Genomic DNA, 14,461 nt, shown 5'->3' on the forward strand with positions numbered 1-14,461 from the left:
CTCATCCTCCACTCACCGGCGGCAGGATCGCCACGCGCCCGTCATCAGGCAGCGCGTCATCATCGCGCAGCACACGCTGCTGGTCGGAGAACGCCGAGTACTCCAGCAATCCAGCGCGGAACGCGGGCCAGCGCACCGGCAGCAGCGCTTCCAACGCCGCGCGCAGATCCGCCACCCGGCCGCCGGCCACGTCCACCGCGATCTCGCGCGTGGGATCCAGTTCGGAAAACGCCCCGAACAACTGCACCGTCACCTGCCTCATGCCTGCTCCTGTCGATTCACCTGCAGGGGCGTTGCATGACCCCACCCCATCACCTGCACCCGGCTACCCGCCGGGGCCTGGTCACCTGCTTCATCCAGTACCGCCCACGCATTGGCCTGCAATGAAGACTTCAGGCGGAACGATTCCTGCCCGGCCAACACGCGCACGCCCAGCTGCCCACTGGCATCGATCTCAACCCGCGCACGCGCATGGAAGCGCAGGCCTTCGGGCTTGTCCGCAGCGGCCAGCAAGGGCAGGCGCAGCGCGACCTCCGCCGGCAGGCCGAGCATGCCGCGCAGCAGCGGCTCCACGAAGAAGCGCTGGCCGACCGCGGTCGATACCGGATTGCCCGGCAGGCCGAAATAGAGCGCGCCGCAGGGCAGTCGCGCGAACAGCACCGGCTTGCCCGGGCGGATCGCCACCTTGTGGAACAGGATATGCGCCCCGCGCGCCTGCAACGCGGCGGGAATGAAGTCGTAGCGGCCGGCAGACACCGCGCCGGTACTCACCAGCAGCTGTGCGCCGGCCGCGAGCGCCTGGTCCAGCGCTGCATCAAAGGCGGCCACCTCGTCACCCACCAGCGCATCGGCAACCACCTGCGCACCGGCCAACTGCAGCCGGGCGACCAGCGCCGGACGGCTGCTGTCACGGATCTGTCCGGACTGCAGCGCCTGGCCGGCCTGGCTGACCAGTTCTTTGCCGGTCGCGATGACTGCCGCGCGGGGACGCGCCCTGACCCTTACCTGCCCTGCGCCGATGGCATGCAGCAGGCTCAGTGCGTTGAGATCCAGGCACACACCTTCTGCCAGCACCTGTTCGCCGGACTGCACATCCTGGCCGCGCAGGCGCACGAACTGGAACGGCGCTACGTCGGCGCGCAGGCGTACCCGCAGGGGGCGTCCGCCTTCGCTGCGCAGGACCTCCACCTGCTCCACCGGCACCACGCTGTCCAGGCCATCCGGAAGACGGGCACCGGTCATGATCTCCCATGCCCCGTTGCCCGCGACGCTTGCCGCATCCCCTGCGGCCTGCCAACCGAACACATCGAATTCGCTGCCCGCCGTGGCCGTGGATCCGTCCAGGCGCAGCGCGAAGCCGTCCATCGCGGAATTGTCGAACGGAGGAACGCACTGCGGGCTGTAGATGGGCGCGGACAGTGTGCGACCGCACGCCTGGTCCAGCGCGACCGGCTCGTCCGGCAGCAACGGTGCCGCCTCCAGCACGATGCGCAGCGCCTCGGCATAGGTGATCACGCGTGCCCCCTGCCCGTCATCATCGCCAGGGCATGGCCCAGCAGTGGTGCCAGCATCTCCAGGCATTGCGCGGCGGCGCGTGGGCTGCCCGGCAGGGCAAACACCAGCATGCCGTCCAGCTGTACCACCTCGGCGCGACTGAGCCAGGCCATCGGCGTGTGCTGGGCACTGAGCGAGCGCAGCATCTGCGCCAGCCCATCCACGCGCCGGCCGCCCAGCGACTGCAGCGCTTCGGGGGTCAGGTCACGCGGCCCCAGGCCGGTACCGCCGGTGCACAGGCACAACTGCACGCCCTCGGCCGCCAGCGCGCGCAGGCGCGAGGCAAGCGGCTCGATCCCATCAGCCAGTACCTCCGCGGACGCGACCTCCGCGCCCAGCGCCTGCAGGCCCTGCACCAGCACTGGCCCGGACCGATCCTCGTAGCGGCCATCGCTGGCACGATCACTCAGGGTCAACACCGCACTACGCGCGCCCTGCAGCTGCAACGGCGCACGCGGGGCGAAGCGTTCGGTTTCCTGCGCATCCATGCCCTGCGGATGGATCCATACCCCGCGCTTGCCCCCCTCCTTGAACAGCAGCCGCACGCCACTGATCTCCAGCGCCGGTTCGACCGGTTTGGTCAGGTCGTACAGCGTCAGCAGCGCGGCATTGACTCCCGCCAACGCTTCCATCTCCACACCGGTACGGGCCTCGCTGGCGCACTCGCACCACACCCGGATGGCGTGTCGTCCGGGCACCGGCGCACAGTGCACGCGCACCAGTTCCAGCTGCAGCGGGTGGCACAGCGGCATCAGCGCAGAGGCCATCTTGGCGCCCTGCAGCCCGGCGATTTCGGCCATTACCAGCGCATCGCCCTTGGGCAGGCGGCGCTCGACGATCATCGGGTAGGCCAGCGGGCCGGCGAGCAGCTCGCCCACCGCCACCGCGCGGCGTCGGGTTATCCGTTTGTCACGCACATCGGCCATGTGGAAGGCCGCGCTCATCTCACCACTCATGCTGTGTTTCATCCTCCAATGGAGGCCAGGTGCGGGATCAGCCCGGTCTGGCCCTGGTGCAAGCCGTGGCCGGCCGCCTTCAACCCGAGCTGGGTCGTGATGCGGGCCAGCAGGGCGTCGAAGTCGTCGTCGGACTGCAGCAGCGGGCGCAGCGGCACGCCGAACTCACCGAACAGGCACAGCCGCAGGTCACCGCGCGCGGTCACCCGCAGGCGATTGCAGCTGCTGCAGAAATCACGGGCGTACGGGGCGATGATGCCGACCGTCCCCCGGTGGCCGGGATGGCCGAACTCGCGCGCCGGCCCGGCATCGGGATACCGCGGACGCTCGCTCCAGCCGGCCTCCAGCAACTGGGTGATGACCTCGTCCGCGCGCCGGTGGTGCTGCAGGAAGTAGGCCTCGTTGTCGCCGGTGCGCATCAGTTCGATGAAGCGCACGCTGACCGGTCGCTCGCGAAGGAATTCCATCCACTGCGGCAGTTCGTCATCGTTGACGCCGCGCAGCAGCACCGCATTGAGTTTCACCGATTGAATATTCAGTGCCTGCGCCATCTGCAGGCCCTGCAGAATATCCGGTTGCCGGTCGTGGCCGGTCAGAGCATGGAAACGATCGCGCTGCAGGCTGTCCATGCTGACGTTGAGCCCGGTCAGTCCGGCACGATGCCAGCCGGGCAACCGACGTGGCAGCAGCGTGCCATTGGTGGTGATGGCCACCTTGCGGATACCCGGCACGGCGGCAACCACTTCGATGATCTGCTCCAGGTCCTTGCGCAGGCTGGGCTCGCCACCGGTCAGGCGGATCTTGTGCATGCCCAGTGCCGCAAAGCCACGCACCAACCGCTGGATTTCCGCCACGCCGAGAAAGCGCGGACCGGCCTGGCCCTGGTAGCCATCAGGCAGGCAGTAACTGCAGCGGAAGTTGCAGGCTTCGGTGAGCGACAGGCGCAGATAAGGGAAACGACGGCCGAAGCTGTCGCCGAGCGCAGGCGCGCCCCCATCGACCATCGCGCCGCCACGTACTACCGCCATGCGTTGACCATCCTTCCGGTTCCCTTCGCCATCATGGCCGTCAGCGTACCGGCCGCGCCGTCGTGATGGCATGACTTTCGCGCGTGTCACGTTGCGGCGCCGCCGCGTTGCGGGGCGCCGTTGATCGCGGCACGGCCAGCGGACACGCCGCAGGTCAGTGAATACGTATGCACGACGATGCACGATCTTGCACGAACGCGCACGGGCTCGATAGCATGGCGATCCGCCCGGACCGCCTGCCCGCCCATGCCCTCCCCCCTTGCGTACGGCATCGCTCCATTGAACAGTGCCGACACCCTGCCCGGCGAGCGCCAGCAGGCCATCCTGCAGTTGCTGCGTGAACAGGGCCGCGTGCTCGCTTCGCCGTTGGCGCTGCGGTTCGGCGTATCGGAGGACTCCATCCGCCGCGACCTGCGCGAGCTGGCGCAACGCGGTCTTTGCCGGCGCGTGCACGGCGGCGCGTTGCCACTCACCCCGACCTTCCCGCCGCTGGCCGAGCGCCAGCAGCAGGACCTGCCGCGCAAGCAGGCGCTCGCCCTGCGGGCAGCAGGCCTGGTCCGCCACGCTGACGTCATCGCACTGGATGCCGGATCGACCAACAGCGCCATCGCCGCGATGCTGCCGCGTGACCTGCAACTGCGGGTGGTTACCAACGCACCGGACATCGCCCTGCTGTTGATGGCGCGCGAGGGCATCGAGGTCAGCCTGATCGGCGGCCGCCTGGATCGACGCTCCGGTGCGGTGCTCGGCAGCCAGGCGATGGAATGCCTCGCCGAGCTGCACGTGGATGTCTGCTTCGCCGGCACCTGCGCGATCGACCGCGAGGGCACGGCCTGGGCGGTGGACGGCGAGGAAGCCGCTTTCAAGCGTGCACTGGTCCGCTGCGCCGACCGCATGGTGGTGGTCGTCAGCAATGAAAAACTCGGCGCGATCGCCAGCCATCGGATCGCCTCGCGCGAGCAGGTCGACGTGCTGCTTGTCGAAGCCGATGCGCCCACCGCGCTGGTCGATGCGCTGCGCCTGCAGGGGCTGGACGTGATCGTCAGCGGTGCCCCGTCTTCCTGATTCCCTCACCGAGCCTACCGATGTCTGCAGCTATCCCGTCCGTCGCCCTGCGGCAGCAGCATGCCACGCGCGCCGTGTTCTTCCTGCCCGGCTTCGCCATCGCGGCCTGGGCCCCGCTGGTTCCCTTCGCCAAGGCACGCACCGGCCTGGACGAAGGCGGCCTCGGCCTGACCCTGCTGTGCCTCGGCGCCGGCTCGCTGCTGGCGATGCCGGTGGCCGGCGCATTGGCCGCGCGCCACGGCTGCCGCGCGTTGATGCTGGTGACCCTGCTGATGGCCGGCCTGACCCTGCCGCTGCTGTCCCTCGCCCCATCGGCGATCAGCCTGGCGCTGGCCCTGTTCGTGTTCGGGGCAGGCATCGGCGCCTGCGACTGCGTCATGAACCTGCAGGCGGTGATGGTCGAGCGCGATGCCCGGCGCCCGATGATGTCCGGATTCCATGCTTTCTACAGCATCGGCGGGGCGGTCGGCGCGGCGGCGATGACCGGCCTGCTCGCACTCGGCGTGGCGCCGTGGGTCGGCGCCTGCCTGCTGGTGGCGGCGATGGGGCTGATAGTGGCCTTGGCCGCGCCGTACTGGCGCAGCGAGCGCGCGCCCGGCGATGCCCCCATGTTCGCCATCCCGCGCGGCATCGTATTGCTGATCGGTGTGTTGTGCTTCGTTGCCTTCCTCGGCGAAGGGGTGATGCTGGACTGGAGCGCGGTGTTCCTCAACCAGGTGCAGGGTGTGCCAGCGGGCCGTGCGGGCCTGGGCTTCCTGGTCTTTTCGGTCGCGATGACCGTCACCCGTCTGTTCGGTGATCGCGCTGTGGCGTGGCTGGGCCAGCAGCGTGCGGTGCTGATCGGCGGTGCGGTGGCAGCCGCTGGCCTGCTGTTGGCCACCTTCGCCAGCGCGCTGCCGGTGGCACTGGTCGGCTATGCGCTGGTCGGCCTGGGCTGCGCGAACATCGTGCCGGTGCTGTTCACCCTGGCCGGCAACCAGAAGGCCATGCCGGAAAGCCTGGCGATCCCCGCGGTCACCACGCTGGGCTATGCCGGCGTGCTGGCCGGTCCGGCACTGGTCGGGCTGGTGGCCCAGCTGAGCAGCCTGGTGACGGCCTTCGTGCTGGTGGCCATCGCCCTGCTGCTGGTCGGCATCGCGGCGCGCGCGGTGCGCTGAGCGGCTGCGCCTCAGCGCTGGGCCGACAACAATCCGCGGCGGCGGAACCACCATTCCAGCGGCAGGGTAACCAGCGGCGGCACGGCCGCCAGCAGCGCCAGCAGGGTCGCCCACCACGGCCAACGCAGGCGAAGTGCAGCCAGCACGGTCACCGCCACGTAGGCCATGAACACCACCCCATGCAGGCGGCCGAACAGCCAGACCACCGACTCGGTGGTCTGCGGGCCGTATTTCAGCCACATGCCCAGCAGCAGGCCCCCCCAGGTCAGGGCTTCGAAGAAGGCGGTCCACGCGAACACGCGGCCCATCGGACTGATCGGGCGAAGAGAGGTCAAGCAGGACTCCGGTGGCGGGCCAAAGATACGGATGATACGCATCCGCACTGATTCGCGTGCGCTGATGTTTCTGCTGCACTCACGCTTGCAGGGTCAGGGATCCGGTGATAGCGTCGTAATTACTCCGTAATTACAAGGTCAGTGGCATGACCCGTGTCTGGAATACCCTTGAGCAACAGCGCCAACAGCGGCTGCAGCGGGCCGCCGAGGCCGGACTGCAGCGCGAGGTGCCGCACGCCCGCGTGACCGACCTCTTCGAAGCCGTCATCGAACCGGGCGACCGGGTCTGCCTGGAAGGCAATAACCAGAAGCAGGCTGACTTCCTCGCCGAGTCGCTGGCCCAGGTCGACCCGGCACGGGTGCGCGACCTGCACATGGTGCAGTCGGTGCTGTCGCTGCCTTCGCACCTGGATGTATTCGAGCGCGGCATCGCCAAGCGGCTGGACTTCTCCTTCTCAGGACCCCAGGGCGCGCGGCTGGCCGGGCTGGTGGCCGAAGGCCGCATCGACATCGGCGCCATCCACACCTACCTGGAGCTGTTCGGCCGCTACTTCATCGACCTCACCCCGAAGATCGCACTGGTGGCCGCGCAGGCCGCCGACCGCCACGGCAACCTCTACACCGGCCCCAATACCGAAGACACCCCGGTGATCGTGGAGGCCACCGCGTTCCGTGGCGGCATCGTCATCGCCCAGGTCAACGAGATCGTCGACACGCTTCCCCGCGTCGACATCCCGGCCGACTGGGTCGACTTCGTGACCCTGGCGCCGCGTCCCAACTACATCGAACCGCTGTTCACCCGTGATCCGGCGCAGATCTCCGGAATCCAGGTGTTGATGGCGATGATGGCGATCAAGGGCATCTACGCCGAATACGGCGTGCAGCGGCTCAACCACGGCATCGGCTTCGATACCGCGGCCATCGAGCTGCTGCTGCCCACCTATGCCGAATCGCTGGGCCTGAAGGGAAAGATCGGCAGCCATTGGGCGCTCAATCCGCACCCGGCGCTGATCCCGGCGATCGAATCGGGCTTCGTCAAATCCGTTCACTCCTTCGGCTCTGAACTGGGCATGGAGAAATACATCCAGGCCCGCCCGGACGTGTTCTTCACCGGCGCCGACGGCAGCATGCGATCCAACCGCGCGTTCTCGCAGACCGCCGGGTTGTATGCCTGCGACATGTTCATCGGCTCCACGCTGCAGATCGACCTGCAGGGCAACAGTTCCACCGCGACCCGCGACCGCATCGCCGGTTTTGGCGGCGCGCCGAACATGGGCTCCGATGCCCGCGGCCGCCGTCACGCCAGTCCGGCCTGGCTGAAGGCCGGCCAGCAGGCCGCCCTGCCCGGCCAGATGCCGCGCGGACGCAAGCTGGTCGTGCAGATGGTGGAAACCTTCCGCGAACACATGGCGCCGGCCTTCGTCGACCGTCTCGATGCCTGGGAACTGGCCGAGCGGGCCAACATGCCACTGCCACCGGTGATGATCTATGGCGACGATGTCACCCACATCCTCACCGAAGAAGGCATCGCCAACCTGCTGCTGTGCCGTACGCCGGAAGAGCGCGAACAGGCGATCCGCGGGGTCGCCGGCTACACCGCCGTGGGCATGGCACGCGACAAGGCGATGGTGGAAAACCTGCGCGACCGCGGGGTGATCCGCCGCGCCGAAGACCTTGGCGTGCGCAGCCGCGATGCCAGCCGCGACCTGTTGGCTGCGCGCTCGGTGAAGGACCTGGTGCACTGGTCCGGCGGCCTGTACGAACCGCCCAAACGTTTCCGCAACTGGTAAGGGACACTCTCCATGGAAACCCTTCGTTATCGTTTTCCCGGCACCCAGGTACTTGGCAGCGCCGAGCTGCATGCGCTGGTCGGCGTGGTCGCCTCCGGCAACCTTGAAGTGCTGGTCGAGCCGGCCCCACTGGATGGCGCGATGGAGATCGAGGTGATCACCTCCGCGCGCGGGTTCGGCGACGTCTGGCAGGCGGTGCTGGCTGATTTCGCCGCTCGCCACCCGCTGCGCGATGTCCGCCTGTCACTGAATGATGCCGGCGCCACCCCGGCGGTGGTCAGCCTGCGCCTGCAGCAGGCGCTGGAAACCCTTGCCGAACGCGGGAGTGATGCATGAACCAGCGCAGCTACTACGAAGCCGATGCGCGCGAGCGCATCGAGGGCCTGCTGGATGCTGGCAGCTTCAGCGAATTCTTCGGTCCGCGCCGCCGCACCATCAGCCCGCACCTGGCACAGCTGGACGTGCCCGGCGCGTTCGACGATGGCATCGTGGTCGGTGCCGGGCGCCTGCAGGGGCGCGAGGTGCTGGTCGCTGCACAGCAAGGCGCCTTCATGGGCGGCGGCGTGGGCGAGGTGCATGGCGCCAAGCTGACCGGCCTGCTGGAACGCGCCCGCGAGCTGCGCCCGGAAGCGGTGTTGTTGCTGCTGGACAGCGGCGGGGTGCGCCTGCACGAGGCCAATGCCGGGCTGATCGCCATCTCCGAAATCATGCGCGCGGTACTTGCCGCACGTGCCGAGGGTGTTCCGGTCATCGCGCTGGTGGGCAGCGGCAACGGTGCGTTCGGCGGCATGGGCATCGTCGCCCGCTGCTGCTCGGCCGTGCTGATGTCCGAAGAAGGCCGCCTGTCGCTGTCAGGCCCGGAAGTGATTGAAACCGTCCGCGGCGTGGAAGAGTTCGACTCACGCGATCGCGCGCTGGTGTGGCGGGTGACCGGTGGCAAGCACCGTTACCTGACAGGCGAGGCATCCGCCCTGGTGGCCGACCACATGCAGGCGTTCGCCGATGCCGCGGTCGCCGCGATCGCCGCGTGCGACCCGGACCAGGATCCGCTGGCGGCGCTCGAGCAGGCCCAGCAGCAGCTGGAAGCGCGCATCGCGGCCTACGGTGATTGCCGCGACGGGCTGGAGATCTGGGCCCGCCAGGGCATCGCCGATCCCGAGCGGTTGCCGCTGCTGGATACGGCCGCCTTCCTCGACGCGGTTGCCGCGCGGAGCGTCCCATGAACCTTGATCAGTTGCTGCCGGCGCTATTCCCCGCCGGCCATCGCGTCGAACGCAACGACGACGTGCTCACCGGGACGGCAAGCACCGCCGGCGGCGAGGTGACGGTGATCGGCACCGCCAACAAGCTGGAGGTCGGCGTGGACCATGCGCTGGCACTGTCGGCCTGCGTGCTGGCCAGCACCCGCGGCCATCCCAAACGACCGATCGTGATGCTGGTCGATACCGCTGGCCAGCGGCTGGCGCGGCGCGATGAACTGCTGGGCATCAACGGTTGCTTCGCCCACCTGGCGCGCAGCCTGGAGCTGGCGCGTCGGCGCGGCGCCGCACTGGTCAGCCTGGTCTACGGTGAGTCGGTCAGCGGCGGTTTCCTGTCCTTCGGCCTGATGGCCGACCGCATCTTCGCCCTGCCCGAGGCGCAGGTACGGGTGATGGACCTGCGCGCGATGGCGCGCGTCACCAAGCAACCGCTGGAGAAGCTGCAGGCACTGAGCCTGAGCTCGCCGGTGTTCGCACCCGGCGTGGACAACTACGTGCGCATGGGCGCGGTGGAGGCGGTATGGGAGGGCGACCTTGCCGCCGCGCTGGCCGCCGCGCTGAGCGGACCGCAGCGGCTCGACCTGCGCCGCGAGCGCGGGCTGGAACGTGGCGGTCGCTTGCTGGCGCACGACGTCGCCCGTGCCGTGGCCGCAGGCGAGGCCTGAGACATGCATCGCCACGACCTGGTCTGGATCGACCCGCAGGCGACGTGGACTACGCTGAGTCCGCAGGCAGAACCTCGCCTGCGAGCATGGATGCAGGCGCGCCTGCCGCTGGTGGTGGCGCGGCGTGACCCGGCCGTCGATGGCGCACAGCTGCGGCTCGGCGTGCCGTTGCCGCTGGATGAGGGCCGGCAACGGTTGTCACTGCGGATCGAGCGCGAGGCGGTCATCCGTCACGCGCCCCCGCCGCGGTTGACCGAGGTGATCGAAGCATTGTCCGCGCCGTGGCGCCCTGCCCTGCAAGCGCTGCAGCACCGCTGCGCGGCCCAGGCACTGTCTCCACGCGTGTTTGGCAGCCACGCCTGGCAGGCGATCACCGGACGGGATTACCTGCATGCAGGCTCCGACCTGGACCTGCTCTGGCAGGTCGACGGACCCCGCCAGGCATCGCAGGTCTGCCGCCTGCTGCAGGACTGGGAGGCGCTGCACGGCCTGCGTGCCGATGGCGAACTGGTGTTCGATGCGGCGCAGGCCGTGAACTGGCGGGAGTACGCCGGCGAAGCCGCGCAGGTGCTGGTCAAGGGCGATGCCGCCTGCTGGCTGGCAGCGCGTTCACGCCTTGCCGGCATGGAGCTGCCCGCATGAGTGCGCTGGCCCGCCCGCTTTCCGCGGCGACGGCCGTGCCGCGTGCGCGTCCGCTCGGTCGCCTTGCTATCGTCGCGCTGCACGCCGAACTGGCCTGCAGCCCGAAGCCCGGACTGGTCACTCCCTTCAGCCGTGGCAGCCACCAGGACATGGATGCCGGCACCTTCCTGCGCAGCCTGTTCGCGCTGCGCGGTTACTTCACCGCGATCGCCGCGCAGGCCACCGCCAGCGCCGATTTCGCGCCGCTGCGCGAGCTCGGCATCCAGGCCGAGCGCGGCATGCTGGCCGCCACCGGCAACGTCAATACGCATCGCGGCGCGATCTTCAGCCTCGGCCTGCTGGTGGCTTCGTCGGCGCGGCTGCACGCTGAAGGCTGCCCTGCCCCCTCCGCCGGCGCGGTGTGCGACGGCGTGCGCCAGTGGCGCCACGCCCTGCTGCAGGCGCCGCTGGATGTCGGCAGCCCCGGGCAGCGTGCGCGTGTCCGCCATGCCGTCCCGGGGGTGCGCGAACAGGCGGCCGCGGGCTTCCCGCTGCTGCACGGGGTGGCGGTACCGGTGCTGCGCGCCGCGCTGGCCGACGGGCTGGCGCGCGATGCCGCCCTGCTGCAGACCCTGATGCAGCTGGTCGCGGTCACCGATGATCTCAACCTGCTGCATCGTGGCGGCGCCGAAGGCCTGGCGTTCGCACAGGCGCAGGCACGCGGCTTCCTTGACGCCGGCGGCGTGCGCGCAACCGACGCCCCCGCGCACATGGCACGGATCTGCCACGCTTTCGAACAGCGGCGACTCAGCCCGGGCGGCAGCGCCGACCTGCTGGCCTGCGCACTGTTCCTGTTGCAGCAGGAAGCCGCATGAGCCTGGCCATCCTGTGCCCCGGACAGGGCGGCCAGCACCCGGACATGTTCTGCCGCGTGCAGGCTGATCCTGATGCCACCGCCCTGCTGGCTGCGGCGGCTGTGCTGCTCGGCGAAGCGCCCACCGAGGCTGCCAACCGCCCCTCGCGTTTCGACAACGCCATCGCCCAACCGCTGGTCTGCGCCGGCGCACTCACCCATTGGCTGGCGCTGAAAGCATGCCTGCCGGTGCCCACCGTCGTTGCCGGCTACAGCGCCGGCGAACTGGCCGCGCACGCGGTGGCCGGCAGCTACGATGCGGCGACCTGCCTGCAGCTGGCCGTGCGCCGCGCCGCCTGCATGGATGCAGCCAGTCCCGCCGACGCCGGCCTGCTGGCGGTGCTGGGGCTGGAACGCGGCAGCATCGAGGCGCTGTGCGCCGCGCGCGGCGTGTCCGTCGCCATCGTCAACGGTGACGACCACGTGGTGCTGGGCGGCCTGCGCGCCGATCTGCTGGCCGTGCAGGCGAACGCCGAACAACGGGGCGCGCGCTGCGTGGCGCTGCCGGTCAGCGTGCCGGCGCATACCGCGCTGCTGGCCGCCGCCGCCACCGCGTTCGCCCAGGTGCTGGATGACACGCCACTGCACGTCCCACGGCTGCCGCTGCTGGCCGGCCTCGATGGCCGCCGCGTGGCCACGCCGGAACAGGTCCGCAACACCCTGGCCGGCCAGATCGCCTGCACCGTGCAGTGGCAGGGCGTAATGCAGCAGGCCGTGGAACGCGGCGCACGGGTGTTCCTGGAACTGGGCCCCGGCAATGCATTGAGCCGTCTCGCCCGCGAGCTGCATCCGCAGCTGCAGGCGCGCTCGGTCGAGGATTTCCACACGCTGGAGGGCGTCGTGGAATGGGTGGAAACGGCCTGCGCGCGCGCATGAGTGGGCGCATCGGCCACGCAGTCCAAGCATTACCCCTGGATGGCGGGTCGCCATCGGAAGCAACGAACCAGGTGTCTCGGGAGGGCGCATGAGTCCGGAAATTGCAACGATCATCGGTCTGGTGATCATGTTCATCGTGGCCACGGCCCTGCCCATCAACATGGGTGCCGTCGGCTTTGCATTGGCGTTCATCGTCGGCGGCATCTGGGTCGGCATGGACGGCAAGGAGGTCCTTGCCGGATTCCCGGGCGATCTGTTCCTGACCCTGGTCGGCATCACGTATCTGTTCGCCATCGCGCAGAAAAACGGCACCATCGACCTGCTGGTGCACTGGGCGGTGAAAGCAGTAAGAGGCCACATCGTGGCCATCCCGTGGGTGATGTTCATCGTGACTGCGGTGCTGACCGCATTCGGTGCGCTGGGTCCGGCGGCGGTGGCGATCATCGGCCCGGTCGCACTGCGCTTTGCCAAGCAGTACAGGATCAACCCCTTGATGATGGGCCTGCTGGTGATCCACGGCGCGCAGGCCGGCGGCTTCTCGCCGATCAGCGTGTACGGCGGCATCACCAACCAGGTGGTGCAGAAGGCAGGACTGGATGTCACGGAAATGGCGGTGTTCCTGACCAGCCTCGGCTTCAACCTGCTGATGGCTTTCATCTGCTTCTTCGCCTTCGGTGGCATCGCGCTGCTGCGTCGTGGGCGTGCGGTCGCCGAGGAACCGCTGGTCGCCGGCGTGCAGGCCTCCTCGCGCCAGTTCGCCATCGAAGGCCATGGCGCGGTGGTCAGTGCCGGTGGCGGCACCCTGTCCAACGATCCGCAGGCACTGGACGAAGTCCGCATCAACCGCGACCGCCTGATCACCCTGGTGGGCCTGCTGGGCCTGGGCGTGGCGGCACTGGTGTATGACCTCAACGTTGGCCTGGTGGCAATCACCGTCGCGGTCGCCATCGCGCTGGCCTCGCCTTCCGCGCAGAAGGGCGCGGTGGATGGCATCAGCTGGTCCACCGTGCTGCTGATCAGCGGCGTGGTGACCTATGTCGCGGTGCTGCAGAAGGCCGGCGCGGTCGACTTCGTCGGCCACGGCGTCGGGGCCATCGGCATCCCGCTGCTGGGTGCGCTGCTGGTCTGCTACGTGGGCGGCATCGTCTCGGCGTTCGCCTCCTCGGCGGCCGTGCTGGGCGCCACGATCCCGCTGGCGGTTCCGTTCCTGATGCAGGGCCACCTCAGCGCCGCCGGCGTCATCTGCGCCCTGGCGGTGTCGTCCACGGTGGTGGACGTCAGCCCGTTCTCCACCAATGGCGCGCTGGTGGTGGCGTCGGCGGCGAAGGAAGAGCGTGAGGCACTGTTCCGTCGCTTCCTGGTCTACAGCGGACTGGTGGTGGCCTTCGGCCCGCTGCTGGCGTGGCTGCTGTTCGTGGTACCGGGCTGGATGTAATCCCTCCGGGAGGTGGCGACGGTTGGTCGTCACCTCCCGGTGCAGCGGCTAGACTGATGCATCACCTGGACCGTAAAACCACCATGCCCCTGGCCCCCGGCCCCCGTAAAAGCACCCGCCGCGTGCCACTCTATGAAGAGGTGGCCGAACAACTGCGGCAGAAGATCTACGATTACCTTCTGCCACCGGGCGAATGGATCGACGAACCGGCACTGGCCGAGGAACTCGGCATCAGCCGTACGCCGCTGCGCGAAAGCCTGAAACTGCTGGCCGCCGAAGGCCTGGTGCAGATCGATGCCGGGCGTGGCAGCCGGGTCACCCGCCTCACCCTGGAAGACCTCAACCAGCTGTTCCCGGTGATGGCGATGCTGGAAGGCCGCTGCGCGCACGATGCGGTGCGCCGCATCGATGACGCCGGCATCGCCCAGCTGCAGGCCCTGCACGATGCCATGGAAGCGGCGGCCGCGGCCGGCGACCTGGCCGAGTACTACCGCAACAACTACTTCATTCACGAATCCCTGCAGACCCACGCCGGCAATCCGTGGCTGATCCGGGTGACCCATGACCTGCACCGGATCCTCAAGATGCACCGTGGCCGCCAGCTGCTGACGCCGGGCCGGATGGCCCAGTCATTGGCCGAACACCGCGAGCTGATGGACTGCATCCGCCGTCGGGATGCAGCTGCGGCCGAAGCGACGATGAACCGCCACCTGCTCAGCCAGGGTGAAGCGCTGGCCGCCTACGTCGCGGCCGGCGGGCAGCTGAATGTTCCCGCGCCACTGCCGCGCGAAGGCGGCATCTAGACGC

At 69.2% G+C, this 14,461-nt stretch carries 16 protein-coding genes; 11 read left to right on the forward strand and 5 right to left on the reverse strand.

The genetic code is table 11. The features are described 5' to 3' along the window. Position 1 precedes the first annotated feature (1 nt). From IFT63_RS06560 to moaA, 4 genes are read right to left on the reverse strand one after another with little or no spacing between them, the layout of a single operon-like run. Positions 2-262, reverse strand: a complete 261-nt coding sequence (locus IFT63_RS06560) for a MoaD/ThiS family protein (protein ID WP_042613579.1) — start codon at positions 260-262, stop codon at positions 2-4. After that, positions 259-1,515 carry a molybdopterin-binding protein gene (locus IFT63_RS06565; RefSeq protein ID WP_192083595.1) on the reverse strand — a complete coding sequence of 419 codons (1,257 nt, stop codon included), beginning with the start codon at positions 1,513-1,515 and terminating at the stop codon, positions 259-261. The genes IFT63_RS06560 and IFT63_RS06565 overlap by 4 nt, the downstream gene beginning before the upstream one ends. Then, positions 1,512-2,510 (reverse strand): bifunctional molybdenum cofactor biosynthesis protein MoaC/MoaB, encoded by a 999-nt coding sequence (moaCB, locus tag IFT63_RS06570; RefSeq protein WP_192083596.1) that lies wholly within the window; start codon positions 2,508-2,510, stop codon positions 1,512-1,514. Before moaCB ends, IFT63_RS06565 begins: the two co-directional genes overlap by 4 nt. Positions 2,511-2,518: 8 nt before the next feature. Beyond that, complete coding sequence (moaA, locus tag IFT63_RS06575) at positions 2,519-3,514, reverse strand: GTP 3',8-cyclase MoaA (RefSeq protein ID WP_192084173.1); 996 nt, start codon at positions 3,512-3,514, stop codon at positions 2,519-2,521. A gap of 270 nt (positions 3,515-3,784) precedes the next feature. On the opposite strand from moaA, the gene IFT63_RS06580 reads away from it, so the two are divergent. Both IFT63_RS06580 and IFT63_RS06585 read left to right on the forward strand, forming a co-directional pair. After that, positions 3,785-4,603 (forward strand): DeoR/GlpR family DNA-binding transcription regulator, encoded by an 819-nt coding sequence (locus tag IFT63_RS06580; RefSeq protein WP_192083597.1) that lies wholly within the window; start codon positions 3,785-3,787, stop codon positions 4,601-4,603. Positions 4,604-4,623: 20 nt separating this feature from the next. Next, a complete protein-coding gene (locus IFT63_RS06585) occupies positions 4,624-5,760 on the forward strand; it encodes an MFS transporter (RefSeq protein ID WP_192083598.1) in 1,137 nt (378 codons plus the stop codon). A gap of 11 nt (positions 5,761-5,771) precedes the next feature. Here the strand turns inward: IFT63_RS06585 and IFT63_RS06590 are convergent, their stop codons facing one another. Continuing rightward, positions 5,772-6,068 (reverse strand): DUF3817 domain-containing protein, encoded by a 297-nt coding sequence (locus IFT63_RS06590; protein ID WP_249404416.1) that lies wholly within the window; start codon positions 6,066-6,068, stop codon positions 5,772-5,774. 173 nt (positions 6,069-6,241) lie between these two features. Between IFT63_RS06590 and mdcA the strand changes: the two genes are divergently transcribed. From mdcA to IFT63_RS06635, 9 genes are all read left to right on the forward strand, one after another. Then, positions 6,242-7,885: a malonate decarboxylase subunit alpha gene (gene mdcA / locus IFT63_RS06595; RefSeq protein ID WP_192083600.1), complete on the forward strand. Its 1,644-nt coding sequence runs from the start codon at positions 6,242-6,244 to the stop codon at positions 7,883-7,885. A 12-nt stretch (positions 7,886-7,897) separates the two neighbouring features. Then, positions 7,898-8,221: a malonate decarboxylase acyl carrier protein gene (mdcC, locus tag IFT63_RS06600; RefSeq protein WP_192083601.1), complete on the forward strand. Its 324-nt coding sequence runs from the start codon at positions 7,898-7,900 to the stop codon at positions 8,219-8,221. Further along, positions 8,218-9,108, forward strand: coding sequence for a biotin-independent malonate decarboxylase subunit beta (locus IFT63_RS06605; protein ID WP_192083602.1), 891 nt, complete (start codon positions 8,218-8,220; stop codon positions 9,106-9,108). Before mdcC ends, IFT63_RS06605 begins: the two co-directional genes overlap by 4 nt. Next, the gene (gene mdcE, locus IFT63_RS06610; protein WP_192083603.1) at positions 9,105-9,809 is read left to right on the forward strand and encodes a biotin-independent malonate decarboxylase subunit gamma; all 705 of its coding nucleotides are present in this window, start codon (positions 9,105-9,107) and stop codon (positions 9,807-9,809) included. The genes IFT63_RS06605 and mdcE overlap by 4 nt, the downstream gene beginning before the upstream one ends. A gap of 3 nt (positions 9,810-9,812) precedes the next feature. Further along, entirely contained in the window at positions 9,813-10,451 is a 639-nt protein-coding gene (mdcG, locus tag IFT63_RS06615; protein ID WP_192083604.1) for a malonate decarboxylase holo-[acyl-carrier-protein] synthase, read from the forward strand. Continuing rightward, entirely contained in the window at positions 10,448-11,305 is an 858-nt protein-coding gene (mdcB, locus tag IFT63_RS06620) for a triphosphoribosyl-dephospho-CoA synthase MdcB (RefSeq protein ID WP_192083605.1), read from the forward strand. Before mdcG ends, mdcB begins: the two co-directional genes overlap by 4 nt. After that, complete coding sequence (gene mdcH / locus IFT63_RS06625) at positions 11,302-12,219, forward strand: malonate decarboxylase subunit epsilon (RefSeq protein ID WP_192083606.1); 918 nt, start codon at positions 11,302-11,304, stop codon at positions 12,217-12,219. Before mdcB ends, mdcH begins: the two co-directional genes overlap by 4 nt. 88 nt (positions 12,220-12,307) lie before the next feature. Beyond that, positions 12,308-13,654, forward strand: a complete 1,347-nt coding sequence (locus IFT63_RS06630) for an SLC13 family permease (RefSeq protein ID WP_192083607.1) — start codon at positions 12,308-12,310, stop codon at positions 13,652-13,654. An 83-nt stretch (positions 13,655-13,737) separates the two neighbouring features. Then, positions 13,738-14,457 (forward strand): GntR family transcriptional regulator, encoded by a 720-nt coding sequence (locus IFT63_RS06635; protein WP_192083608.1) that lies wholly within the window; start codon positions 13,738-13,740, stop codon positions 14,455-14,457. The last annotated feature ends 4 nt before the right edge of the window (positions 14,458-14,461 follow it).

Source organism: Stenotrophomonas sp. CFBP 13724, assembly GCF_014841975.1.
GTDB lineage: Bacteria > Pseudomonadota > Gammaproteobacteria > Xanthomonadales > Xanthomonadaceae > Stenotrophomonas > Stenotrophomonas lacuserhaii.

Bases quoted from the DNA above. Each gene is read 5' to 3' on its own strand.
- mdcE (WP_192083603.1), top strand. From the start codon at position 9,105: ATGAACCTTGATCAGTTGCTGCCGGCGCTATTCCCCGCCGGCCATCGC.
- IFT63_RS06585 (WP_192083598.1), top strand. From the start codon at position 4,624: ATGTCTGCAGCTATCCCGTCCGTCGCCCTGCGGCAGCAGCATGCCACG.
- mdcB (WP_192083605.1), top strand. From the start codon at position 10,448: ATGAGTGCGCTGGCCCGCCCGCTTTCCGCGGCGACGGCCGTGCCGCGT.
- IFT63_RS06560 (WP_042613579.1), bottom strand. From the start codon at position 262: ATGAGGCAGGTGACGGTGCAGTTGTTCGGGGCGTTTTCCGAACTGGAT.
- moaA (WP_192084173.1), bottom strand. From the start codon at position 3,514: ATGGTCGATGGGGGCGCGCCTGCGCTCGGCGACAGCTTCGGCCGTCGT.
- moaCB (WP_192083596.1), bottom strand. From the start codon at position 2,510: ATGAGTGGTGAGATGAGCGCGGCCTTCCACATGGCCGATGTGCGTGAC.
- mdcH (WP_192083606.1), top strand. From the start codon at position 11,302: ATGAGCCTGGCCATCCTGTGCCCCGGACAGGGCGGCCAGCACCCGGAC.
- IFT63_RS06590 (WP_249404416.1), bottom strand. From the start codon at position 6,068: ATGGGCCGCGTGTTCGCGTGGACCGCCTTCTTCGAAGCCCTGACCTGG.
- IFT63_RS06580 (WP_192083597.1), top strand. From the start codon at position 3,785: ATGCCCTCCCCCCTTGCGTACGGCATCGCTCCATTGAACAGTGCCGAC.
- IFT63_RS06605 (WP_192083602.1), top strand. From the start codon at position 8,218: ATGAACCAGCGCAGCTACTACGAAGCCGATGCGCGCGAGCGCATCGAG.
- IFT63_RS06630 (WP_192083607.1), top strand. From the start codon at position 12,308: ATGAGTCCGGAAATTGCAACGATCATCGGTCTGGTGATCATGTTCATC.
- mdcG (WP_192083604.1), top strand. From the start codon at position 9,813: ATGCATCGCCACGACCTGGTCTGGATCGACCCGCAGGCGACGTGGACT.
- mdcA (WP_192083600.1), top strand. From the start codon at position 6,242: ATGACCCGTGTCTGGAATACCCTTGAGCAACAGCGCCAACAGCGGCTG.
- mdcC (WP_192083601.1), top strand. From the start codon at position 7,898: ATGGAAACCCTTCGTTATCGTTTTCCCGGCACCCAGGTACTTGGCAGC.
- IFT63_RS06635 (WP_192083608.1), top strand. From the start codon at position 13,738: ATGCCCCTGGCCCCCGGCCCCCGTAAAAGCACCCGCCGCGTGCCACTC.